Source organism: Brevibacillus ruminantium, from assembly GCF_023746555.1.
Classification (GTDB): Bacteria; Bacillota; Bacilli; order Brevibacillales; family Brevibacillaceae; genus Brevibacillus; species Brevibacillus ruminantium.
This window is the reverse complement of the sequence record NZ_CP098755.1, coordinates 2,819,158-2,842,039: the sequence shown is the minus strand read 5'-3', so window position 1 is coordinate 2,842,039 and position 22,882 is coordinate 2,819,158. Positions and strand designations below refer to the sequence as shown.

The following is a 22,882-nucleotide window of genomic DNA, read 5'->3' as shown; positions in this document are numbered from 1 at the left end:
GCTGGTCTCGTGACTTATACTAGGGATACATGTACACGTAATTGGATTGATGGAGGGGTAGTCCATGGAATATACAGATGATGTAAAAAAACGGTTGCGGCGTATTGAAGGTCAGATCAAAGGCATCCTCCGCATGATGGAAGAGGAAAAAGAGTGCAAAGACGTCGTGGCGCAGCTGGCGGCTGTCCGTAACGCAGCAGACCGGGCAATGGCCGTCATCGTTGCAACCAATCTGGAGAAATGCATCATGGATGAACTGGCGAGTGGCGGAGATACTGGAAAAATGGTGAGAGAAGCGGTCGAATTGCTCGTTAAAAGCAGATAATCCTTTGTCGACGCATCATCCTCATGAAAGAGGGGACACTCCACTCCACCACCGGATGCAATCATCTCCTCCGCCTTTCCTTAAATTCGCATTATCTGATCATTGCACGCAAACAGGCGTGAACATCATAACAGGCAACAAGCCCCCTCTTACCTGATAGGAGGGGCTTTGCATTTCAAGTACACTTTACAGACTATTTTGGGTTTCGCTAAAAATCGAAATCCTTTACACTATGTACTATCCGCTGCTCCTGGTGAACGAGGAAAGTACGCGCTTCCTTTTTTTAACTAAAAATGTAATAAAACCGACGGAAGCATCGACCGGGAATCTTTCCAGCCATTTTCATGATCGGCAAAAAGGAGCAGAGAGATCGGCAATCATTGGAGTGATTTGTAGATGGAAACAAGCAGTCACGATCGTAAGAAAAAATCGGGTATCTATTACGGATGGGTGGTCGTCCTCCTGACCTTTGTGACACTGCTGATCTCAGCGGGCATCCGCTCAATGCCAAGCATTCTCATGCTTCCGTTTGAAAAAGAGTTCGGATGGAGCCGCGGGGGCATCTCTAGCGTCATTTCGATCGGGATCTTTTTATACGGATTGGTTGGACCTTTTTCTGCTGCCCTTTTACAAAAATTCGGCATCCGCAGAGTGGTGACCGTCTCTTTGGCCGTCTTGGCGCTCAGTCTTTCGCTGACGCCGCTGATGACTGCCTTGTGGCAATTTGAAATTTTATGGGGGCTGGTGTCTGGTCTCGCTACCGGCATGATGGCAAATGTACTGGGCGTGACCGTCAGCAATGCCTGGTTTGTGGAGCGGAAGGGGCTCGTCGTTGGTTTACTGACCGCAAGTGCAGCTACCGGCCAACTGATTTTCCTTCCCGCCATGGCAAAAATTACGGAGGAGGCTGGCTGGAGAACCTCGATTTTCTCGGCTGTTGCGTTGATTCTCGTCATCCTGGTATGTGTCGCGATCTGGATGAGAAACCATCCCGCTGATGTCGGAGCACCTCCTTATGGGTTAAAAGAAGTAGTGAAGCCGGCAAAGTTTGAAGGAAATATCATTCTCACGCCTTTGCGCGCACTTCGTTCCGCTTTGAAAAACACGACGTTTTGGCTGCTAGCGGGAACGTTCTTTATCTGCGGTTTCTCCACAAATGGTTTGATCGGCACACATCTGATTCCTGCTTGTGGGGACTTTAGCATTCCGGCGGTTACGGCAGCAGGGATCCTCGCCTTGATGGGCATTTTTGATCTCGTCGGGACCACTTTTTCCGGTTGGCTGACCGACCGGTTAGACAGCCGCAAACTGCTGTTCTGGTATTACGGTCTGCGCGGTTTATCCCTGCTCTTTTTGCCCTATGCATTGGAAGCAGGTCCGATGATGCTCACCATCTTTTCCGTTTTTTATGGACTGGATTGGATTGCTACGGTACCACCTACGGTGAAGCTGGCAACCAATGAATTCGGGAAAGAATCGGCCGGCATGATTTTCGGCTGGGTCGTCGTCGCCCATCAGATCGGTGCTTCGGTCGCTACCTATAGTGCCGGTTTGCTGCGGGAATCGCTGGGCACCTATACACTCCCGTTCCTTTCTGCGGGACTGGTGTGCTTCCTGGCTGCCGTCATGGCCCTGCGGATTTCAAAGGCAACGGCGAGCGGCCAACAACAAGTGGCATAAGAAGTGTTAAAAACAAGCATCCGTTTTCCGATCAAGGGAAAGCGTGATGCTTGTTTTGATTGACAAATTCACAATCTTGATTCATATGATTCAATCACTTCTCGTACGATAAAGAAAAGGGCACGTATTTCTTCCAGTGAACTACTCTCCACTTAGGCTAACGCCTTGAAGTAGGAGCTTCTCAAATCCACGACGAAAGTAACCTTTCGTCTCCTCGAGCGTTACTTCGGGTAGTCCCTACCCTAGATGTCCGACGTTTCGGAGTTCTTTTGTTACCTTGGATATTTTACGCATGGAAGGATAAGCTTGGTTTTCGCATTTTGTTTCTCCATGCAACCCCATATATCCAGTTATCAAAGAACATCATAAGTAGATTTTACCAAAGTGTCGGACAACTGAACAGGCAAAAGCCTGTCCTTGTCCAAAGTCGATTCATCCCCCACTTACAACCAAACGCTGTAAGGTTTTAGAAGTGGGAGACTTCTCGACCTATAAGTTAAAAGAAGGTATTCACGGCAATTACCAATAGAATAACGCCACTGATCAACGTACCGAACTGTCCCAAGGTGAAAGAACCGATTCGAACAGATGCAACCTTCCCGCCGAGAGCAACGCCCGCCCACACTGTAATAAAGCTTCCGATTGCGGCTGTGATCGAGACAGCATGGGGTGACAAGCCGATCAAGCCGGCGCTGAGACCGTTCGTTACAGCATTGGCGGCCAGTGCAATCCCCAGTATGCCTGCTTCGCCCAGTCCAATTTCTCCAGACTTGTCGAAATCGACGATCTCCGGATTTTGCAGGATGCCTGAAAGATTTTTGGCTCTTGTGCTGCCCTCAGCCGATGTAGCAGGAACCGGCTTGTTTCGCGGGGCAGCCAGTAAAATAATCCGAATGCCAATCACCGTCAAGATCAAAGCACCTAAAAGCACAGGCAGGATACCGGGGAGTATGGCAGCCAAAATCTGCCCAAAAAAGATCCCAATTTCACTCAGTACCAGACAGATGACGGCCATTAAAAAATTGGCCAAAAAACCAATGCGAATCTTGCGGATCCCGTATGAAATGCCTACACCAAAATTATCGATACTCGATGAAATGGCAAAACCCAAAATGATTAACCAATTCACTCTACAATCACTCCTCCATTCAGTTTCTGTCATTGTATTGAGATTGTTGAAAAAAGTGCCTGTTCACAGAAAAAACTGTTGAGGAAAAATCAACGCGCACTCTGCGTAATTTGTCCAAGGGAGTGGATGATGCATGACTGTAGACAATCAACGTGTCGATTTGGGTCACATCATAAAATCCTTGCTAAAAAAACACTCTCTTTCAATGCGAAAACTAAGTACGTTAACGGGTATCGATACCGCTACCATTTCCCGAATCGTCAACGGAAAGCAACAAGCCAAACTGGATCACCTCAAGCTTTTTGCCACTCATCTAAATGTCCCGCTGTCAAAGCTGCTTCAGGCAGCCGGTTTCGAAGTGGAGTCCTCCAGTGAAGGCGGCGGGACGGAGCTTCATGCTTCGATTGATGCGATCCAGGAGGTTCTCGTCTCATCTAACTTTTTTGACCGCCAATTTACGACGGAGCGTGTAGAGAAGGAGCTGACCCGTTATGAAAAATACGCATTGACGGAAGAGGGCAACCGTCTCATTCACGCAGAATTTGCAGCGAAGGTAGAGCAGGTAAGCGGAGCAGGGCCATTTATTGAGCAGTTGAGAACGATGTATGAGCTGTATACAAAGGCAGGTACGACAGACCATGTACGGGCGCTGCTTGGGAGTGCTTTGCTGTACTTTATTTTGTCGACGGACATCATACCCGATTACATTTTCCCAATCGGATATTTGGATGATGCCATCGCGGTTCAGCTTGTTTTGAACCGGCTTGAACAGTTACAGTCCGCTTCAGCAGAAGGTGTTGAATAACGGCCTGACTTACGTGAAAGAGGAAGGCTGTACACTGCAGGTGTGAGCCTTCCTTGTTTATTCTTCTTGTGCTATCTTACAACTTAATAGACGAAAAATAGAAAGGGGGAATAATTTACGCAATTATTACAAAACGACAGAAAGGAAGTCTACTTCTATGAATAGGAAAACAATCGGTAATGAAAAGGAATATGTCGTGGAGTTTACATATATCACGGGACAAGAAGCACGAGAGATCGAAGTCGTAAAAGAGCTTTTTTTGGAGTATGCACAATCGCTGGAAATCGATCTTTCTTTTCAGGATTTTGACACAGAATTTCAAGCGTTGCCAGGTAAGTATGGGTCACCGGATGGCGCTCTGCTCTTGGCCTTTGTTGATGGACAAGCAGCAGGATGCATCGCCCTTCGCAAGATAGAGGAGGGGATCTGCGAAATGAAGAGATTGTTTGTTCGTGATGGGTATCGCGGTTTTCACATTGGGAAAAGCTTGATTCAGATGATCATGCAGAAAGCCTCGCAGATGGATTACAATTATATGAGACTCGATACACTGCCAACGATGACAAAAGCACAAGATCTCTATCGATCATTTGGGTTTTATGAGATTGAGCCTTATGTATTTAATCCGGTCGAAGGGACCAGATTTATGGAGGTAAACCTAAAAAGCGTTTGATAAGTAGTAAAACGCTTTTTAGGCCATGTTGTGTTTTCAGCGATCATTTCTTTACTTTGGAAAGGGTCAGGCCATCGCCGATGGGAATGAGCAGGGACTCTAACTCAGGGTGATTGGCTACCGTTTTATTAAATTTCCTCATGATTTCGGTATAACGTTTCGGTTGAATACTCTCATCCGCTACACTTCCGCCGGCAAGTACGTTATCGGTGACGATTACAGCTCCTGGCTCCGCCAATCTGATACAATAGTTCAGGTAATTTTCATAGTTTTCCTTGTCAGCATCGATAAAGAAAAAATCAAACCGTCTCTGATCCTTCTCCAGCTTTTCCAGGCTTTGCAAAGCTTCCCCGGTGAGATACGTTACTTGATCGCCAAAGCCCGCTTTCGATAGATTGCTGTAGGCGAGCTGCGCGTATTTCTCATCTAACTCCAGAGAAGTTAATTTTCCTTCGGTCCCGAAACCTCTGGCAAGGCAAATCCCGCTATAGCCCCCGAGAGCCCCGATTTCCAAAACATTTTTTGCTCCTGTAATGGATATCAGCATGGTGAGCAGTTTTCCAGAGGAGGGGGATACCGATATGGAGGGCATTTCGTTTTCTTTGATGGACAAAATGACTTCCTCCAAAAGGGCATCTTGGCATTGAAACACGTTGTCAATATAGCTATTGATTTGTTTCATCAGAATCCATTCCTTTCTCACGAATATGTTGTGTCTCACGATTCGATGCGGATGCATCCGTTTTCTCTTTTTTCTGATAGGGTATTTCGGCGGCTTCATTTTCATGTATTTCAAATAATTGAATAAACTCGTTGATCACCATATCAATCGCTTTTAATTCTCCGACTAATATTTGATGGATCGATTGAAACTCGGGTTCCTCTAACTGTTGCTTAATCGTTGAACGCTTTAGGTTCATATTCTCTAAAAAGGCAATCGCTCTTCCTCGGCGAAAGGTTTTGGGTCCACGCCGTGGTGAAAGACCCTTATCTTCGTCGTGCACACCACGATGATGTCCTTCTTTCAGATCGCCCCTATATTTTCCACCTCTCATGATCACGCCTCCATTTGTATACATTTGTATACGAGTGTACGTGATGCTGATTGTATACAAACGTATACATGATGTCAATCAATGTTAATCAATAGCAAGTCTGTTTTTTCTGAACGGGGACTCCTTGACATAATTTGTCTTTAGGAACTATACTGTTTACGTTGTTGGTACCCAAAATAATATTACAGTACCACCGTTTTCAAAAAATGAACGAAAGGAGAGTCTCCTGCTTGAAGCAACGCATCCAGCAAGCCGTGCTCGAATTAATCGTCGAAAAAGGGGTCAAGTTTACCATGAGCGACCTTGCTTCTCATCTGGGAACCAGTAAGCGAACCATCTATGAGCATTTTGCTTCCAAAGAAGAGATGATCAGCGTCATCGTGGATGAAGCCATCGCCGAAGTACAGGAAACCGAACGGAAAATCTATGAAGATCAGACTTTGACCACCCTTGAAAAGCTGAAAGCAGTTCTCTGTATCGTCCCGAGTGGCCTTCACTTCGGAGATGCCCGCTTGCTTTCTGAGATGAAACGCTACGTCCCCGACGAATGGAAGAAAATCGACAAGCAGATGCAAGAAGAGTGGAAGACGGTCACCGTTATCTTAGAACAAGGTATCGCCAATGGAGAGTTGCGCCCGCTCCCTGTCACCAGTGTGATTCAGATGCTGCGCGGTGCGTCTGCGGCGATTTATGACCCTGATTTTTTGATCCATTCGCCGGAATCGCTGACCAGTGCCTTGGATACAATGGTGGAGGTCCTGCTGAATGGCATGGCCGTTTCCGATTGTACAAAAAAATAGAAAGAACCCTAGGGGAGGAGAATACACTTGAACCCGAAAAGAATAGACGCGCAGAGCCCAGAGCCATCAATGCATATCCTCAAGTGGTTTTTCCTGGTGATCGACATCTCCTTTTTCTTGTATTTCGGATCGACGGCATTGGGGCTTATCCCTGTAGAATACGCCTATTCCGATTATACGAACCCCATCCTGGTCGCCTGGAACTGGTCTTTTTTTCCGTTGGATATGGTGATCTCCCTTTCCGGATTGACGGCTATTTATCTACATCGCATCCAATCTCCAAAATGGAAGCCAGCCGCATTCCTTTCGCTATGCTTGACCTTTTGTTCAGGCTTGATGGCTATCTCCTACTGGGGAATTCGGCTTGAATTTGATTTGACCTGGTGGTTGCCCAATTTGTTCCTGATGCTGTATCCCTTGTTTTTTCTGCCTCGATTTTGGCGTGCTGCCTCAGTGACAGAGGTCCGCGAAGTGTGAGCTTGCTTGATTTGAATAGTTGGATCATCCGGAAGCTTTCTGATTCGCAGTTGACTCTTTGAAAAGGGTATGATTAACTGATTGCAAGTATTTTGAAAACTTCACATAGGCGGACCATTATTGTGGGAGAGCCTAAACGAGAAACAACTGTTTAGCACCGAAGGAGCAAGTCCCAAAAAACCTTGGGATCAATCTCTCAGGTAAACGTACTGCAATAGGACGCACCTCTGGAGAGAGCGAGCAGCCACCAAAGGGGAAGGCTCCCATCGGGAGTAAACTCTCAGGTAAAAAGGACAGGGGAAAGGTAGAGTACATGTACTTTATCTTTCTGCTGTCCTTTTTTGGTGCAGCCAAGGCGGGATCATGGTTGGAGAGCCCACTGCAAGCTAGCTGGAACCGTAATGCCGGGACGTTTTGCGAAAGATCAGAATGGGGGATAAAACAATGAGAAGCAGCAAAGCAACGATTCGTGCCGTTTTACTACTGTCTTGCCCGGAGAGACCAGGCATCATTTCCGATGTCTCCAATTTTCTCGTCAAACACGGAGCGAATATCGTTCAATTTGACCAGCATACCACGGACCCGCAGGATGGTGTCCTGTTTATGCGCATCGAATTTGACCTGGAAGATGACAGGCACTTCGCAAAGCTGAAGGGGAATCTGGCCGCCATGGCTGGTGAATACGGTATGGAGTGGCGTCTCAGCCATGAGAGGCAGACCAAACGCATGGCTATTTTTGTATCCAAAATGGATCACTGCCTTCTCGAGCTTCTATGGCGTTGGAAATCTGGGGAAATTCACGCAGAGATCCCCATGGTGATCAGCAATCACAATGACTTGCGTGAAGCAGTAGAATCGTACGGAATCCCGTATTACCACATTCCTGTATCGGCAGAGACGAAGGAGGAAGCAGAAGCAAAGACCTTGGAGCTGTTGAAAGACAAGGTTGATTTGATCGTCTTGGCCAGGTACATGCAGATTCTATCCCCTGCGTTTATCTCTCACTATCCGGATCAGATTATCAATATCCATCACTCTTTTTTGCCTGCGTTCATCGGCGCCAACCCCTATCGAAAAGCGTTTGAACGTGGTGTGAAGCTGATCGGCGCTACAGCCCATTACGTAACCAACGATCTCGATGAGGGTCCAATCATTGAACAAGATGTGGTGAGAGTCAATCATCGTTATAACGAAGCAGCCTTGAAAATCGCCGGACGACAAGTGGAGAGAAGTGTGCTTGCGCAAGCCGTCGCTTGGCATCTTAAGGATCATGTGCTCGTATACGGAAATAAAACCATTGTATTTGCGTAAGCTTTCACCTTCAAAGCCCCATCAAAATTGCCCCTCGATGTAAACAAACGTTTAAAAATCTCCACCCCCTTCTCAACCTTGGTAGGATTTTTTTTCTAGTCTATTTGAACTACAATATTGAATGAGAATTTTGCAACACGAAAAACCATCGTTGCAGAGGAGAAATTCGCTACCAGAGTACCAGGCAGAAGGGGGATCTCCAATGTTATGAGCTACTATTTTGCCCTATGCTCATCCGAAATGTACCAACAGAAATACCTGGAATTCCTGCTCGAGCATTATCATGAGTTGCATTTGCCATATGCCTTTCCCGAAACCTTTAGCTATCTCGCCAGTCCGGTGTTGATGGGGAAGGGGTGCTTCCTCTGTTTTAACGACGAATATGAGGTGATTGGGGCCTTTGGCTTCATCTTTGGGACTGGTGAGCACGAATACACGGATACAGACATCGTTCAAATTCAGGCCGTCTTCATACTCAAGCACTATCGTAAGTCCTATCTTTTTCTCCATAGCCTGCAGTTTTTTATCCAATACCTTGCCCAACAGCGTGGGGAGGTGCGGGAGATACGTTTTTGGTCACCTGCGGACGAGCCCCTGCGACGACTCTTTGATAAGCTCGCCCAGCGTGTTGCTTCTGTCCAAATGGAATTCGGCACACTGGATGAATACAGGGCCTCCTTTGAAGCATGGCAAGCCTATGCAGCCAAGTTTCCTGTTGAAAAGTATTTTGACTTGTAAAAGGGAGACCTTCTAATGTTGACTCTCTTGAAAAATCTGCTGGGCTACATACGTCCCTACAAATGGCTCACGGTCGTTTTTTTCACAGCACTCTGCTTTGATTTAGCCTTTGTCTCTCTTGCGCCCCTCAGCTTTAAATTTATCATCGACAAAGCCATTGAGCCGGGAGACTCTGCATTTTTCTTTTCATTTATACGAACATTTGCAATCATTGGTCTCTTCTGTATGAGTATGGGAGTTGTGAGTGATTACGCCCTGGCGAAATTAAACGCGAACGTGCAGACTGAATTGCGCAGACGATTATTTGATCAACTCCAACACCTGCCGATCGGTTTTTTTCAAAAAGCCCGGTCAGGGGATCTCGTCTCTTATTTTTCAGTGGATTTGCCTGCAATAGAAACCGCCATGGTGGTCATCCTGACCACGGGGATTCAATCGTTCACGGTGGTGATTCTCAGCACCATTGTTTTGTTTTCACTGGAATGGAGTATGGCCCTCCTCATTCTGGCAGGTGCTGCCTTCGTCTTTTGTGGACCTTATTTGCTAGGTCGACGTGCTCAGGCAGTGAACGCAGCCTATATCGAACGGCTGTCATTGATCACCAGTGATGTCCATGAAAATATGCGTGCCCAAAAAGTGATCAAAGGCTTTCATCTGCAACAAGCGATGATCGAAAAGTTCAATAAAAGATTGCAATCCTTTTCCCTCAGCTTTTACAACAAGCAGCTCATTAACACAAAGCTCGAACGCCTTCCGATGATCAGCCTCCTGTTGGTGAATTTTTCGATCATGGGAGTTGGATCGTATCTCGCACTGCAAGGCTACATTACTTTGGGCGCACTCGTTGCATTTTTCACGATGTATATGTCGATGGGTAACTCTGTATTTGGACTGACCTTTACCATTCCCGCACTGACTGAGGCACGTGTCAGTATGGAACGAATCGAGCAACTGCTGAAACTGCCTCGAGAATCATTCGGTACGACAGTGGATCGAGTCCGTTTACAGCGCGGGATGCTGGACATCCACGTAGAGCAGGTGACCTTCGGCTATGAACCGGACAAGCCGGTACTCAAACAAATCAATCTGCGCATTCCAGCGGGCACGACCGCAGCGTTCGTCGGGTCAAGCGGTTCTGGAAAAAGTACGATGCTGCAGTTGTTGCTTGGTTTCTATGATCCACAAACAGGGGATATCTGTTTGAATGGCACGCGGATGCAGGATCTTGATCGCAGCTCATTCCGAGAGCAAATCGGGATTGTGTTCCAAGAAAATTTCCTGTTCCGGGGAAGTATCCTGGAGAACATCCGTATAAGTCGACCGGATGCTTCCAGAGAGGAGATCATGCTCGCCGCTCAAAAGGCTGAGATTCATGACTATATCTGCTCCCTTCCCGAAGGCTATGACACAGAGGTGGTAGACGACGGACACAACTTCTCTGGCGGTCAGCGCCAGCGCCTTGCCATTGCCAGGGCCATTTTGCGGGACCCGCCCCTTTTACTACTGGATGAGGCGACCTCTGCACTTGACCCGATCGCAGAAGCTGCGATCAACCGGACCTTCCAAGCGTTATCGGATGACCGCACCGTCATCACCGTAACCCATCGGCTTGCTTCCATCACAGGCTCTGATCAGATCTTTGTTTTTGATCAAGGAGAACTGGTTGACAGCGGCACACATCTGGAGTTGCTCCAAAAGGGTGGCTACTATCAACAGCTTTGGGAGAAGCAGAGCGGGCTTATTGTCTCCCAAGATGGGCTGGAAGCAGAGGTAGACGAAGAGCGCTTGTCCAGACTTCCCTTCTTTCGCGGCATTGATCCCAAGGTGCTGTCCGAGATGACGAGCCTTTTCGACTCGGAAAGCTGCCTCCCTGGTCAATCTGTAATCCGGGAGGGGGAGTCAGGGGAGAAGTTTTATCTCATCGCACGCGGGAGAGTTGAGATAACCAAAGCTGCTTCGGCCCCACAAGAGGGCATCATTTCTCTGGCGATGTTGGAGGATGGCGACTATTTTGGCGAAATTGCTTTACTGGAGAACGTACCACGGACAGCAACCGTGACAGCGATCACTCCCTGCGTCTTTTTAACGCTGAAGCGAAAAGCTCTGTATCACATCTTGTCCCGATACCCGGAAATTGACGAACAGGTCTGGCAAACAATCATGCAGAGACGTAACTAAGAGAGGGATTCCGATGCATGCCACATTTAGAAGCTGTCAAAGCGATGAAGATTACGCGAAATTTGCCAACTACTTTATCCGGAACCGAAAGGATTTCCACCATCAGTTCTCCCTGTCTGACACGTTGGAGCATATCCTGATGACTTCCCCTGACTCACAAATCATCCTCATCGAGGACCGTGAGCAAAAGGTAATCGGCTGGGCCCATTACGAATACACGACAAACGACGATGAAATAGAGGCCGCTCATGAAACCGTCTTCGTACACTCCGTCATTCTGGACAAGGAATACCGAAGCAGTTGGACCTTCATCAAAGGATTTCGATACATGGTCAATCAGATCGCCGAGCAGAACCGACACATTGGGCAATTTCAATTTTCCGCGTTGGAGAGCAACGTGTACTTGAATCGGCTTTATGCCAAATTTGCAGAGAGGACCGGAGCTTTAGAAGGGGAGTACGGAAGAGAATTCATCTATTCAACTGACTTCGCCCGACTTTACAGCTATTTGAACGGTATGGAAGAACGGACACGTTTGGGGAAAGGGGGTGACAAACATGTTTCCACGTCCAGTTAATGTAAAGGAAGTAGTAAAGGGCAGCGGTTTCGGACGTTTTGCCAACCTGCTGAGCAAGCTGGAGCAAAAAAGAGTAGCAGCAGCTGCAACCAAATAAAGCTGCTGGAGGAAAAGAAACAAGCTGCCTGGCTTTTTACGGATGGCAGCTTGTTTCCGTTCCCCGAATCAAAGCCCATGGAAAGTAGGGCATCACCCTATGAACAGGGAGCATGATCTGGAAAGAAAGCAGACGCTGGAAAACGACAAAACAAGGGAGAAACGAGACAGTGAACCAGCTTAGCTCATTTGATGTGTTGCTGATTGCTCATTTGATTGGTGACTATTTGCTGCAAACAGAATGGATGGCGAAGTACAAGGCCGAACGTTGGTGGCCACTTTTAGCCCATTGTTTTGTGTATACACTGGTTGTTGGACTTATTTCTTTTCTTTGGCTTCCCACAGCGCTGTCATGGTGGGCAATCCTTCTGATTTTTGTCTCGCATGTCCTTATGGATCGCCGCGGATTTGTCTTCTTCTGGTACCGGCGCGTGATGCGGGTCACAGATGACCGCAACAAGTGGCTGATGATTATGGTCGATCAGACCTTTCATTTGATCATTTTGGCGATTGCTGTGGGGATGTCCGGTTAAACCAGATGAGCTCAGTTAACTGGAAAAGAGAAAGGACACGACAATGAAAAAACAGATACAAAGGTTTCTGGTAATCGGGAACATTCTGGTCTTGCTTGTTTGCCTCACTGTTTTTATGACCAGTTCTTTGCATGTGCTGAGCCGTGCTCTCTACGATTATGATCAGCGAACCACCATGAAGCATGAGCCTCATGAGGATATCATTGTGATCGAAATTGACCAGGAGTCACTCGATCTGCTTGGAACCTTTCCGTGGCCGCGAGATCTTTACATACCTTTGCTGGAGCAAATCTCCGGTGCCAAGGTGATCGCTTTCGATATTATGTTTACGACCAAAAGCGAGGACCCGTCGGTGGACAAAGACTTTGCCGATGCCTTGGCCAAGCTGGACAATGTGATCATCCCGTCCTTTGCCGAGATGGAGAGTTTCTTTCGCAAAGAGACCCGTGTGAAAAAGGATGAATGGCTAAAAGGGCAGGCGTTGTATCGCTCGATCCCAGAAATCTCTTCGGTGAGCAAAACCGCACATATTAATGCCGCCCTGGACGAAGACGGAGCTATCAGACGAACGTGGCTTATGCTGGATACCCCCGAGGGTCCCATCCCTTCACTCGCCTATAAAATCGCAGAGATGCATGGCGCAGAGGTCAGTCACTACCTGACTGACAATCCCCAAGCGGAGTTGTCGATCAAATTCAATCAGACGACGAAGGATTTTATGAGCATCCCATTTTACATGGTGGTCAGCGGCGAGGTGCCGCCTGAAACCTTTCAAGATCGGATCGTGCTGATCGGCATGGCTGCGGCGGGGAGCGATGCACATCCTACACCCGTTGACTCCAATATGTACCTGGTCTATGCCCACGCCAATATCGTGGACCAATTGCTGCGGAACGAAAACATCTCCTTTGGCTCTGATCTGCTGGTCATTTGTTTAATCATCGCCGCGCTGTCATGCTCACTCTGGTTTACGTGGCGACTGCGACCCATCATCGGGGTTTTGCTTGTCTCTTTCAGCTCAGCGCTTATGTGGAGCGGTCAGTGGTATCTGTTTGCGAAACATTCTTTTTACCTGGATGTTATGTACCCACTGGCTGCACTATGGCTAGGCTACTTGTTGAATCTAGCTACGAAGACGTATTTTGAAACCAAACAAAAGCATTTTATTACCAGGCAATTTGGCCGCTACCTCTCGCCAGAGCTGGTGAAGGAAATCGCCAACAGCGATGTCGAGCTGCCGTTGGGAGGCGTAAACAGAGAGATATCCATCCTGTTCTTGGATATTCGGGGCTTTACGCCTTTGTCAGAAAAGCTGGCTCCCGAAGAAATTGTTGATTTTCTCAATCGGATGTTTGACATGATTACCATCAAAGTACTGGCCAATAAAGGGACGATCGACAAATTTATCGGCGATGCCGCTATGGTCCTCTTTAATGCGCCGCTCGATGTTCCCCATCATGAGTACCGGGCTGTGAAGACCGCCTTTGACATCCAGCAAGGCATGCAAGACGTACAAGCCTTCATCCGGGAGAAACACGATGTAGAGGTGAGTATCGGAATCGGCATCAATACGGGTCAAGTCGTAGTGGGAAATATCGGCTCCTACCTGCGGGTTGATTACACAGCGATTGGCGATGCGGTCAATACGGCAGCGCGTATCGAGTCCGTATCAGCAGCAAACCAGATTCTGGTCTCCGAGGAAACCTATTTGCGAACCAAAGAGTATTTCCGTTTTAAGGAGATTGGTGAAAAGAAAGTGAAAGGAAAGAGCAGCGCGATCCGACTGTATGAGGTGCTCGATTGGATCGTTGCTCCAACTGATCGGAAGAATAGCGGAAAAGCAGAGAAAATCTAGCAAAGTGAGGTGAGTCATTGAACGATGAACATTCACATGGTTCGAGTTGTCACAAAATGGAGAACAACCCTGTCCATACTCATCATGGTCATTCTGCTGTTTTCTGGAATGGTTCCCATCACACATGCCGAAACGGCTCGTGTCGGCAAGGTTGAAAAGGTTACGGGTACCGTCATGGTAAAAAAGGCGGGTGGCACCAAAGCTTACAAAGCTTTCAAAAGCATGAGTCTGAACAAAGGGGATCAAATTACAACCGAGGCGGACTCCAGTATCGTTCTGACCATCGTGGATCACCAGGACGAAGTGACGGTAGGAGAAAATTCCGAAGTCTATCTGTCCGAGCTTCAGGAGGCAGTAGGGGGCAAACAAACGAATTTGCAGGTTTCTGCCGGAAATGTCTTTATCAAAGCAAAAACATTAACCAAACAGGCAGATGAATTTTCGGTCCAGACTCCCACTGCCGTCATGGGTGTGCGCGGCACTCAATTTTTCGTGTTCGTGGACGGACCGAGCGGTGAAAGCAAGGTAATCGTTGCCTCAGGAGTAGTTTCAGCCAAAAATGGTTTTGAACAGAAACCAATGCTCGTCCACCCGATGATGCAAGGAACCTTTTGGGGCGCTGAGCATGGGCTTCCACCGGCATCCGCTACCTCGGTAGTTCAGTCGGAAGATTTCGCCAACATGCTGACTCCCGAGATCGTGGAATCGCTGATCCGTCACAAGGCACAGATGGATCAGGAGCATGATGTCTGGATCCAGCAGTTGCGTGAGCAGATGAGGCAGGGTGCCGCCAGCGAAGCCGTAAGTCAGCTTCACCTGAACAGTCAAAATGATCTGAATCACTACGAACAAAACATGAGATCCCTCATGAATGTACTGCTCCAAAGTGCCCGTGAGCGACAGCTTTTGGAGGAAGACCAGCTTCGCCGACTCATCGAACAAGCAAACCCTGCCTTGGATCGAAAAATGTCTTTGCAGCCGGTCCCGCCATTTGTCTGGAATGAAGAGCAGCTCCAGGAACGCACACGCTTGTTGGACATGGAGAAACAGTATCAGCTAAAGCGGGTGGAAGAAGAGAATAAGCGTAAAGCTCTCATTCCGCAGGAGTTGTGGCAGAGGATCGAGGAACAGAAAGAAAAGCAGGAAACAGGTAAGAATCGCCCCACGGACTCTGCTTCGGTTGGGTCGGGTGGAACAGGTGGTTCCGGAAGTTCCGGTGGATCATCCAAGCCTTCCAGACCGTCCGAATCTTCGAAGCCTCCGGCGGATTCCAAAGATAATGATAAGAAGGAAGAAAAAGTGGAGAAGCGGGAGATCATCTCGATTCCGGACCTGGCAGAGCGATTAGAGGTTGACCAGGCGTACTCCTTGCCAAAAACGGTTACGGCTGTATTGAAAAATGGCTACCAGACAAAAGTGCAGGTTCGCTGGGATCAGCGACAGCCGGATACGAGCAAAACTGGAATCTTCCGAATTACCGGCAAGGTTGACGATTATGAAGGCGAGGTCATCTTACATCTGGAGGTATATGCTCCCTTTAATAAACCGGTCAGACTGAACCATCCTTCGATTCACTTTGACAAGGGCTTTGCCCTTCAAGTAGGAACTGCCTCGCTGCCGCCTGACGCGTCGGTGACCGTGAAGGAATTGCAGCCTGGCTTTGAGCCTGCCAGCGGATTGACGGCTGCAGGTTTGATCCTGCAAATCGACTTTCAGGGAACAAAACATAATCAATCATTTACTCTGTCTTATCCGATTGAGAGTCAACAAGAACAAGATCAGCCTGCCATCTTCAGACAGCGAAGCGCCGAAGAATGGGCCTATATTCCCACGGATATGAAAAAGGGATATGCTACAGCGACTGTACAAGAATCCTCTATATACGGTGTATTCTACGCAGCTCAAGTTCCAGCCGTCAGCGCTTCACCGGATGGAGGTCTGATTGATCCGAATACTAGTATCACCTTGGAAACATCACTGGCTGGAGCGGACATTTCCTATAATCAAGGGGGAGAATTCGTCCGGTATGACGCCAATGCTCGCCCTGTAGTCACCGGCGGGGGAACGATCGAAGCGTATGCAAGCAAACCCAACTTCCGAGACGGTGTTCTTTCGACATGGACATTCAGCACGGCCGAGGCCGAGGTCGTTGACAGCAAGCATATCATGCTTACTTTTTCAGATGCCATCGAAAGTACTGATGGTGGGGGAATACCGAAGATCACTTTGGGCAATGGAAAATCGTATACCCTTGGTATATGGCCGGAGGATGCGTCCTCATCTGCTTTGGTGATTGCGGACATGGCTCACTCCAGTTCCAACCGCATTTTGTTGACGCTCTTGCATGATACCGATACGCAGCTTCAAGATTCCTATGTCGTGAAGTTTTATCATCAGCATGGAGAAGGAAATGGGAATGCGAATTACGCGGCAAAAACGAATTCGTTTTTACTCGGAATCCTGCCGCCGCCACCACCACCGCCACCACCACCACCACCGCCGCCTCCACCTCCACCACCTCCACCGGAATTGGAGAAGATTGTGATCGAACAGGGGGAGACAACGACATTTGGCGCTTATATAACGTGGCCAGGCATTGAAGACGCAGCTGCTTATGAAATCTACCTGGATGGAGAGCGTGAAGCCATCATCGAATGGAACGACGAACTGCTTGATTTCTGGTTTGGATCTCTTGAGGCAGATACGACCTATAATGTCGTGATAAAAGCGTTCAATGCTGATGGGAAACTGATTGCACAGGGTAAAACGACGATTACGACGATGGGATTGGATCCCATCCTTGTCTATATCGACGAAACAACAGACTTTTCCATAAGCATTCACTGGGAGTACGAATCCCTGCTACCTCAAGGGCATTATCGCATCTATTTGAATGGGGAGTATAAGAAATCCGTATCCGCTGATGAGCCCATGACGTTCACATTCACTGATCTCGAGCCAGGCCGGGACTACCAGATTCTTGTGGAAGGATGGGCGGGAGGCGGCGCTGATTTCCCACAAGCATCCGGTGAAAAATCAGCGGCGACCACTGCCCCGTTAACATGATCACGGGAAGAAATCGAGTAGCGGAGTTGATTGTAGTGAATCGAAAAGGGAAAATACGGAAACAAAAATGGCTCGGCTTTCTACTGCTCATGGCCACGTTGCTTGCGGGGAATCAGGTAGCCGCTGCAGAAGCGACACCTGCTGTAAACTCCGCAAGCCAGCCGGTGCAAACTGCGGCTGTTCAAACGACAGCGGGAACCGGCGCTACCGGAGATGCAAATGGATCAGCGCTGTCCGCCATTTTTCGCAAACCTGGCGGGATCACGCAGCTCCCAGATGGCACGCTAGCTGTAGCTGATACCGAAAATCATCTGATCCGGAAGCTAGCAGCAGGTTTCGTATCCACCTATGCAGGCATCACCGTCACTCGTGATGAAAAGGGGTATCCGGGAGGCATGCTGCTGGACGGCTCTCGGGACCGTTCCCTTTTTCAACGGCCACAAGGCATCGCGGCAGATGCGCACGGAAATCTGTATGTCGCCGACAGTGGAAACCACGCAATCCGAAAAATAACGACAACAGGAGTTGAAACGATTGCGGGGACCGGTGTGCCCAGACATCGCGACGGCTCCGGCAGTGATGCGCAATTTTACGCGCCCAGCGCCTTGGCCATCGCCAAAGACGGCACCATTTACGTCACGGATACGCTGAACCATGCGATTCGTAAAATAGCCCCAAACGGAAAGGTAAGCACCTTAAACAAGCTGTCAGATCGAAAGGCCGTCTTAACCGAAGGCTATACAGAGTTTGCCGGAGACTTCAGGGACGGTAAATTATCCGAGGCAAAGTTCAATGAGCCGTCCGGCATCGCCATCGATGCAAAAGGGAATCTTTTTGTCAGTGATACGGGCAATCAGCGCATTCGGTATATCAATTTGGCGACGGAAACCGTGTCAACCGTGGCAGGCAGTCCGGCCCTTTCCTACCAGCCAAACAGCCTTTATGCAGACGGAGGGTATAAAGATGGGGCAGCCAGTATCGCGCAATTCCATTTTCCAAAAGGAATAGCGGTTACGGAAGATGGGGGGCTTGTCATTGCAGACAGCATGAACCATGTGATTCGCTACCTGCATGGTGATAGCGTATCGACAATCGCTGGAACAAGTGATCGGCATGAAGCCAGTCATCTTCGATTGCCCGTGGACGTGGCTGTGGATGCAAGCGGGACAGTTTGGATCGTTGATTCTTTTGCCAATCAAATTCGGCAGTTTACAGTAGCCACAGGTAGCAGCTTCATTCAAAAGTAACGGGAAAAGTCACTAAACAATCTTCAATAGCCAAAAATAGCGACGCAAAAATCTCCACAAAATCGTATTGGAAAAGCCTGAGGTGCAAGCAGCACGCATCAGGCTTTTTCCTTTGTTATGCATTCTTGACAATCTGAATGCCCATCTGGTTTTTGAAGTGGGTAAGCGCCCAGTCATGACCGGTCTGGTTGAAGCTGGCTACGGCATCTTCATGGATGACTACTCGGTATCCAAGGTACCAAGCGGAGATAGCCGTGTGCAATACACAGATATCGGTGCATACGCCAACAAGATGAATCTCACGGATTCCCCTGGCATTGAGCTGCAGTGCAAGATCGGTTCCCTCAAAGGAGCTGTATCGCGTTTTATCCATAAAGGTGATCGACGCTTCATGATCTTCATAAATTTGCTGAAGCGCACCGTACAGCTGCCGGCCCCAGGTTCCAATGATATTGTGCGGAGGATAAAGGGCTGTTTCCGGATGAAACGGATCATTTTCTCTATGCGCATCGACGGCCATGACGACGAAGTCACCGTTTTGGAGAAAGGAATTTGTCAACGCGACGATCTGCTTTTCAATGTTTTGACCAGGTTCTCCGCAAGTAAGGGCGCCGTCCGACGCTACGAAATCGTTGGTATAATCAATGACGATCAGCGCTTTTTTCTCCATGATGAAACCTCCCTTTTTTTTGAGTTTAGTTTAGGTGTGTTTCTGGTGTGTATTGCTGGTGTACTCCTCAGGTTTAATCGTATTTATCCTCGTCGATTCTGTATTCACCGGCCACGATTAGCTCTGCTTCAGTTTCAAAATTTAATAAGAGGGGGGCAGGCATTTGTTCCGCGATCTCGGCAATCAAAGGCAGCTCCATGAAAGCCTCCACTGTACGCGGACGATCCTCCAAATCTTCTGACCACTCACGAATCGCTTCCATCATCGAGTAAAATGAAGCTTCAAAGGTATCCGCCGTGGATTCCGCATCGTCGATATCGGCACGAGTCATGGCAGCCCATCGCTCCAGGGTGTCTGCCAAAGCCTTCCTCACTTTTTCATTCCCTGTCATAAAACCCTCCTCAGAGATAACCCTCGTATTCGTTAGCTTTATTGTACCAGAACTGATCAGATAAGAGCTGATAGATCGGTACGTACTTCTTCGTAAAATTCTATTTTTTGACCGAATATTGTGATGAAATGATTCCCCAACTACGATTCATGTGATAAAATATACGCGAACAATTGTTCTGTTATATACATTGTATTTCCCCGATTTCCGCGAAGGATGGTGAAGAAATGGTAGCAAACCGTTACACAGAAATAGAAGAGGTGATTGCATATATCCACCGGCATATTGATGAACCGCTTCCACTTTCTCGATTGGCCCGCTATGTCTCATACAGCCCCTACCATTTCACGCGTCTTTTTAAGCAAACAACCGGTTTATCACCGCTGTACTATATTTCCTCTCTCCGCTTGCAAAAAGCAAAAGATTTATTGCTGCAAACGAATTTGAGTATCCGGGATATCGGTTTGGAGATTGGACAACAGAGCCTCGGCACTTTTACTTCACGATTCACTGAAAGGGTAGGCGTAACGCCGTCCCAGTTTCGAAACTCAGCCCTGGAAGCGGACGACCATCTACGATCGTTGCAGAAGCTTAGCGATTGGCGCTCGTCTCATTTTACTACCATCTTCTCTTCCAACAATCGAATTGAAGGAACGGTTTATGCAGCATTACCATTTGAAGGGGTAATCTTGATTGGTTTGTTTGCAAAGCCGATTCCCGAAGGAATTCCATTATACGGGACGCTGCTTCCGTCTACTGGTTATTTTTGTTTTCCTGATGTCAAACCTGGCACCTATTACCTCATGGCGACCTCGGTTTCATGGGGGATGCAGGCGAAGGATATTCTGCTTCCTCATACCACGCTGCGAACCCGATCGAGGGAACCGATCATTGTCAAACACGGTGCCTTTGTCCCGTACCAGGAAGTCATGCTGTACCCTCCCCGTGCCGATGATCCACCCATTCTTATTTCGCTGCCGCTGCTGATGAATAACTTCCTTAGCCGCATGCTGCAAAATAGCAATCGATAAGAAACCTCCATTCAACAGTCATGATAGGATAGGAACGTTCGAAACCCGCATAAGGGTGAATGGAGGGAGAGAAACAGAGTGGAACAAACATCATCAAAGAGTAACGGTGGGACATTTGGGAGCAGAAGCAACTTTATCGTCGTGATGGTTATGATTCTCGGTGTATTCGTTGCCATTTTGAATGAAACGCTTCTCAATGTGGCTTTGTCCAAAATCATGGATGACATCGGGATTTCCCCAAGCACCGCACAATGGTTGGCGACTGGCTATCTGCTGGTGATCGGCGTACTGATCCCTGTCACGGCTTTTTTGATTCAAAGGTTCACGACGCGAAGTCTGTTTCTTTCAGCCATGGGTTTGTTTACGGCAGGAACCTTTATTGCGGCGATTGCTCCCGGGTTTTCCATCCTGTTGATTGGTAGAGTCCTTCAAGCGGCAGGAACGGGATTGCTTTTTCCCTTACTGACCAACGTTGTTTTTTCCATTGTTTCCATTGAAAAAAGAGGCTCTGCCATGGGAACGATTGGCATTGTCATTACCTTTGCTCCCGCAATTGGACCCACACTCTCAGGCATCATTGTGGAACATTTCAGTTGGCGGGTTCTCTTTCTCAGTGTTCTCCCGATCGCGCTGTTTGTCATTCTGTTTGCCTTTTGGAAGCTGAAGAATGTGACAGAGACAACCAAGCCAAAGATTGATGGATTATCGCTTGTGCTCTCAACCTTGGGATTTGGGGGAATCGTATACGGTTTCAGCAGTGCTGGAGAAGGGCATGGGGGATGGACGAGCACAGAAGTGCTACTGCCCATCGTTATTGGCATCTTGTCTTTAGGACTGTTTACCTGGAGACAACTGACGATGACGGAGCCGTTCCTTGATCTGCGCGTGTTTGCTTACCGGATTTTCCGCATCTCGACTCTGATTATGATGATTGTTATGATGGCGATGTTTTCTGCCATGATGTTGCTGCCGATTTTCCTCCAGAACGCGCTTGGGTATAGTCCGCTTCAGGCAGGTCTGGTCATGTTGCCAGGCGGTATTGTCATGGGAATCATGTCTCCGATCACCGGACGATTGTTTGACCGGTTTGGCGCCAAATGGCTTGCCGTTATCGGACTGGCACTGATCGGACATACGCTGTGGCAATTTGCCTTTATCACGTTGTCTACCTCATACAGTGCGATCATGATCTTGAATACGTTGTTAATGCTGGGGATATCGATGCTCATGATGCCGGTCATGACCAACGCGCTGAACGAGCTTCCGCCTCCATCCTACCCACATGGCACCGCCATTATCGGCACGCTTCAACAAGTAGCAGGCGCTGTTGGAACAGCACTGCTGGTAACGGTCATGTCAAATATCTCCAAAGGGTATCTGGAGGATTTGCCTGGGGCTGCAGAAGATTCTACACATCAAATTTTCGCCATGATTGCGGGGATGAAAAGTGCGTTTCTACTCGCATTTGGTCTCGTCGTCATTGCTTGGGCCACTTCATTCTTTCTGAAAGCGGCCATGCCACCGAAGGGAGAACTGAAAAGGAAGCAAGCCTCAGCACACGAATGGTGACTTCTGTTCCATTTGCCCGATCTCGTCAAATTCTAAATTCAAAACCCTATCCCGTTCGAGAAAGAAGTGGTCGCTTTTTGCCACTTCTTTTTGTGTTGTGATTCTTGTTCCAGCCCCCCAAAAAAAATAGGCACCTTGAGGAAGAACCATCTATGGTGGGTCCGACATAAATTTACAGTATATGTTGATGGGGTATGCTTGTCGGTTGGAAAGCAATCCTGTCCAGCTATAATTTCTTGTATGTGCGCCAATAAAAGCAGGAGGTGAAAAGAAAACATGGATGATTTCAAAAAAGACCTGCGGAGGTTGAAGGCTGACAAGTTTAAAAGTGGAGAAGTAACGCCCTGGAACAATGAGCAACGCAAAGACGGTATGCTCGTGCAAGGTAGATGGGGGCGCTGCAACTGCTCCTGCCGTTGTTCTTGCCGTTGTTCCTGCAGCTGTTCCTGCAGCTGTTCTTGCAGTTGTTTTTGCACCTGCTTCTGCACTTGCTTTTTCTGTATCTAAGCTCCGGGTTATTTCTACATTCTTTCGGACAAAGAGACTGCCCCTTCACAGTCCAGCTATCGGGCTTGAAGGGGCTTTTTTACCAAAATATCGGCATGAGGGACAAATAGACGTACATATGATTACGGTGACAATGAGGGGCAGCTATTTGGGATGGCACCCAGTAAGG

Annotated in this window: 22 protein-coding genes and 2 riboswitches; of the genes, 17 read left to right on the top strand and 5 right to left on the bottom strand. The window is 48.2% G+C overall.

Annotation, left to right across the window (positions count from 1 at the left end):
- Nucleotides 1-64: 64 nt before the first annotated feature.
- Nucleotides 65-325, top strand: coding sequence for a metal-sensitive transcriptional regulator (locus NDK47_RS13995; RefSeq protein WP_251870383.1), 261 nt, complete (start codon nt 65-67; stop codon nt 323-325).
- A gap of 396 nt (nt 326-721) precedes the next feature.
- Nucleotides 722-2,005, top strand: coding sequence for an MFS transporter (locus NDK47_RS13990; protein WP_251870382.1), 1,284 nt, complete (start codon nt 722-724; stop codon nt 2,003-2,005).
- Nucleotides 2,006-2,501: 496 nt separating this feature from the next.
- Here the strand turns inward: NDK47_RS13990 and ytaF are convergent, their stop codons facing one another.
- Complete coding sequence (gene ytaF, locus NDK47_RS13985) at nt 2,502-3,134, bottom strand: sporulation membrane protein YtaF (protein ID WP_251870381.1); 633 nt, start codon at nt 3,132-3,134, stop codon at nt 2,502-2,504.
- Nucleotides 3,135-3,267: 133 nt separating this feature from the next.
- On the opposite strand from ytaF, the gene NDK47_RS13980 reads away from it, so the two are divergent.
- Both NDK47_RS13980 and NDK47_RS13975 read left to right on the top strand, forming a co-directional pair.
- A complete protein-coding gene (locus tag NDK47_RS13980; protein ID WP_251870380.1) occupies nt 3,268-3,939 on the top strand; it encodes a DUF1232 domain-containing protein in 672 nt (223 codons plus the stop codon).
- A gap of 157 nt (nt 3,940-4,096) precedes the next feature.
- Nucleotides 4,097-4,612, top strand: coding sequence for a GNAT family N-acetyltransferase (locus NDK47_RS13975; RefSeq protein ID WP_251870379.1), 516 nt, complete (start codon nt 4,097-4,099; stop codon nt 4,610-4,612).
- A 43-nt stretch (nt 4,613-4,655) separates the two neighbouring features.
- On the opposite strand, the gene NDK47_RS13970 is transcribed toward NDK47_RS13975, so the two are convergent.
- Nucleotides 4,656-5,294, bottom strand: a complete 639-nt coding sequence (locus tag NDK47_RS13970) for an O-methyltransferase (protein WP_251870378.1) — start codon at nt 5,292-5,294, stop codon at nt 4,656-4,658.
- On the bottom strand, nt 5,278-5,667 hold the full coding sequence (locus tag NDK47_RS13965) for a hypothetical protein (protein ID WP_251870377.1): 390 nt from the start codon (nt 5,665-5,667) through the stop codon (nt 5,278-5,280). The genes NDK47_RS13970 and NDK47_RS13965 overlap by 17 nt, the downstream gene beginning before the upstream one ends.
- A gap of 230 nt (nt 5,668-5,897) precedes the next feature.
- Here NDK47_RS13965 and NDK47_RS13960 point away from each other — a divergent pair, with 230 nt between their 5' ends.
- The 10 genes from NDK47_RS13960 (at nt 5,898) to NDK47_RS13915 (ending at nt 18,545) form a co-directional block, all read left to right on the top strand.
- Entirely contained in the window at nt 5,898-6,467 is a 570-nt protein-coding gene (locus tag NDK47_RS13960; RefSeq protein WP_251870376.1) for a TetR/AcrR family transcriptional regulator, read from the top strand.
- 69 nt (nt 6,468-6,536) lie between these two features.
- Entirely contained in the window at nt 6,537-6,944 is a 408-nt protein-coding gene (locus tag NDK47_RS13955) for a DUF5360 family protein (protein WP_251876155.1), read from the top strand.
- A 113-nt stretch (nt 6,945-7,057) separates the two neighbouring features.
- Nucleotides 7,058-7,166, top strand: a riboswitch (glycine riboswitch).
- A 2-nt stretch (nt 7,167-7,168) separates the two neighbouring features.
- Nucleotides 7,169-7,244: riboswitch (glycine riboswitch) on the top strand.
- Nucleotides 7,245-7,388: 144 nt separating this feature from the next.
- Nucleotides 7,389-8,255: a formyltetrahydrofolate deformylase gene (gene purU / locus NDK47_RS13950; protein WP_251870375.1), complete on the top strand. Its 867-nt coding sequence runs from the start codon at nt 7,389-7,391 to the stop codon at nt 8,253-8,255.
- Nucleotides 8,256-8,462: 207 nt separating this feature from the next.
- On the top strand, nt 8,463-8,993 hold the full coding sequence (locus tag NDK47_RS13945; protein ID WP_251870374.1) for a hypothetical protein: 531 nt from the start codon (nt 8,463-8,465) through the stop codon (nt 8,991-8,993).
- A 15-nt stretch (nt 8,994-9,008) separates the two neighbouring features.
- A complete protein-coding gene (locus NDK47_RS13940) occupies nt 9,009-11,171 on the top strand; it encodes an ATP-binding cassette domain-containing protein (RefSeq protein ID WP_251870373.1) in 2,163 nt (720 codons plus the stop codon).
- 13 nt (nt 11,172-11,184) lie between these two features.
- On the top strand, nt 11,185-11,748 hold the full coding sequence (locus NDK47_RS13935; protein WP_251870372.1) for a GNAT family N-acetyltransferase: 564 nt from the start codon (nt 11,185-11,187) through the stop codon (nt 11,746-11,748).
- A gap of 266 nt (nt 11,749-12,014) precedes the next feature.
- On the top strand, nt 12,015-12,377 hold the full coding sequence (locus tag NDK47_RS13930; RefSeq protein ID WP_251870371.1) for a DUF3307 domain-containing protein: 363 nt from the start codon (nt 12,015-12,017) through the stop codon (nt 12,375-12,377).
- Nucleotides 12,378-12,420: 43 nt separating this feature from the next.
- On the top strand, nt 12,421-14,232 hold the full coding sequence (locus tag NDK47_RS13925) for a CHASE2 domain-containing protein (protein ID WP_251870370.1): 1,812 nt from the start codon (nt 12,421-12,423) through the stop codon (nt 14,230-14,232).
- Nucleotides 14,233-14,256: 24 nt separating this feature from the next.
- Entirely contained in the window at nt 14,257-17,298 is a 3,042-nt protein-coding gene (locus NDK47_RS13920) for an Ig-like domain-containing protein (RefSeq protein WP_251870369.1), read from the top strand.
- A gap of 35 nt (nt 17,299-17,333) precedes the next feature.
- Nucleotides 17,334-18,545: an NHL domain-containing protein gene (locus NDK47_RS13915; RefSeq protein ID WP_251870368.1), complete on the top strand. Its 1,212-nt coding sequence runs from the start codon at nt 17,334-17,336 to the stop codon at nt 18,543-18,545.
- A 115-nt stretch (nt 18,546-18,660) separates the two neighbouring features.
- On the opposite strand, the gene NDK47_RS13910 is transcribed toward NDK47_RS13915, so the two are convergent.
- Both NDK47_RS13910 and NDK47_RS13905 read right to left on the bottom strand, forming a co-directional pair.
- Complete coding sequence (locus NDK47_RS13910) at nt 18,661-19,215, bottom strand: cysteine hydrolase family protein (RefSeq protein ID WP_251870367.1); 555 nt, start codon at nt 19,213-19,215, stop codon at nt 18,661-18,663.
- 73 nt (nt 19,216-19,288) lie between these two features.
- Entirely contained in the window at nt 19,289-19,606 is a 318-nt protein-coding gene (locus NDK47_RS13905; RefSeq protein WP_251870366.1) for a hypothetical protein, read from the bottom strand.
- 227 nt (nt 19,607-19,833) lie between these two features.
- Between NDK47_RS13905 and NDK47_RS13900 the strand changes: the two genes are divergently transcribed.
- From NDK47_RS13900 to NDK47_RS27835, 3 genes are all read left to right on the top strand, one after another.
- A complete protein-coding gene (locus NDK47_RS13900; RefSeq protein ID WP_251870365.1) occupies nt 19,834-20,637 on the top strand; it encodes a helix-turn-helix domain-containing protein in 804 nt (267 codons plus the stop codon).
- Nucleotides 20,638-20,715: 78 nt separating this feature from the next.
- Nucleotides 20,716-22,206 carry an MDR family MFS transporter gene (locus tag NDK47_RS13895; protein WP_251870364.1) on the top strand — a complete coding sequence of 497 codons (1,491 nt, stop codon included), beginning with the start codon at nt 20,716-20,718 and terminating at the stop codon, nt 22,204-22,206.
- 276 nt (nt 22,207-22,482) lie between these two features.
- The gene (locus NDK47_RS27835) at nt 22,483-22,713 is read left to right on the top strand and encodes a heterocycloanthracin/sonorensin family bacteriocin (RefSeq protein WP_407653295.1); all 231 of its coding nucleotides are present in this window, start codon (nt 22,483-22,485) and stop codon (nt 22,711-22,713) included.
- The last annotated feature ends 169 nt before the right edge of the window (nt 22,714-22,882 follow it).

Bases quoted from the DNA above. Each gene is read 5' to 3' on its own strand.
- purU (WP_251870375.1), top strand. From the start codon at position 7,389: ATGAGAAGCAGCAAAGCAACGATTCGTGCCGTTTTACTACTGTCTTGC.
- NDK47_RS13980 (WP_251870380.1), top strand. From the start codon at position 3,268: ATGACTGTAGACAATCAACGTGTCGATTTGGGTCACATCATAAAATCC.
- NDK47_RS13945 (WP_251870374.1), top strand. From the start codon at position 8,463: ATGAGCTACTATTTTGCCCTATGCTCATCCGAAATGTACCAACAGAAA.
- NDK47_RS13905 (WP_251870366.1), bottom strand. From the start codon at position 19,606: ATGACAGGGAATGAAAAAGTGAGGAAGGCTTTGGCAGACACCCTGGAG.
- NDK47_RS13940 (WP_251870373.1), top strand. From the start codon at position 9,009: ATGTTGACTCTCTTGAAAAATCTGCTGGGCTACATACGTCCCTACAAA.
- NDK47_RS13990 (WP_251870382.1), top strand. From the start codon at position 722: ATGGAAACAAGCAGTCACGATCGTAAGAAAAAATCGGGTATCTATTAC.
- NDK47_RS13965 (WP_251870377.1), bottom strand. From the start codon at position 5,667: ATGAGAGGTGGAAAATATAGGGGCGATCTGAAAGAAGGACATCATCGT.
- NDK47_RS13910 (WP_251870367.1), bottom strand. From the start codon at position 19,215: ATGGAGAAAAAAGCGCTGATCGTCATTGATTATACCAACGATTTCGTA.
- NDK47_RS13975 (WP_251870379.1), top strand. From the start codon at position 4,097: ATGAATAGGAAAACAATCGGTAATGAAAAGGAATATGTCGTGGAGTTT.
- NDK47_RS13970 (WP_251870378.1), bottom strand. From the start codon at position 5,294: ATGAAACAAATCAATAGCTATATTGACAACGTGTTTCAATGCCAAGAT.
- NDK47_RS13900 (WP_251870365.1), top strand. From the start codon at position 19,834: ATGGTAGCAAACCGTTACACAGAAATAGAAGAGGTGATTGCATATATC.
- NDK47_RS27835 (WP_407653295.1), top strand. From the start codon at position 22,483: ATGGATGATTTCAAAAAAGACCTGCGGAGGTTGAAGGCTGACAAGTTT.
- NDK47_RS13955 (WP_251876155.1), top strand. From the start codon at position 6,537: ATGCATATCCTCAAGTGGTTTTTCCTGGTGATCGACATCTCCTTTTTC.
- NDK47_RS13935 (WP_251870372.1), top strand. From the start codon at position 11,185: ATGCATGCCACATTTAGAAGCTGTCAAAGCGATGAAGATTACGCGAAA.
- NDK47_RS13925 (WP_251870370.1), top strand. From the start codon at position 12,421: ATGAAAAAACAGATACAAAGGTTTCTGGTAATCGGGAACATTCTGGTC.
- NDK47_RS13920 (WP_251870369.1), top strand. From the start codon at position 14,257: ATGAACATTCACATGGTTCGAGTTGTCACAAAATGGAGAACAACCCTG.
- NDK47_RS13995 (WP_251870383.1), top strand. From the start codon at position 65: ATGGAATATACAGATGATGTAAAAAAACGGTTGCGGCGTATTGAAGGT.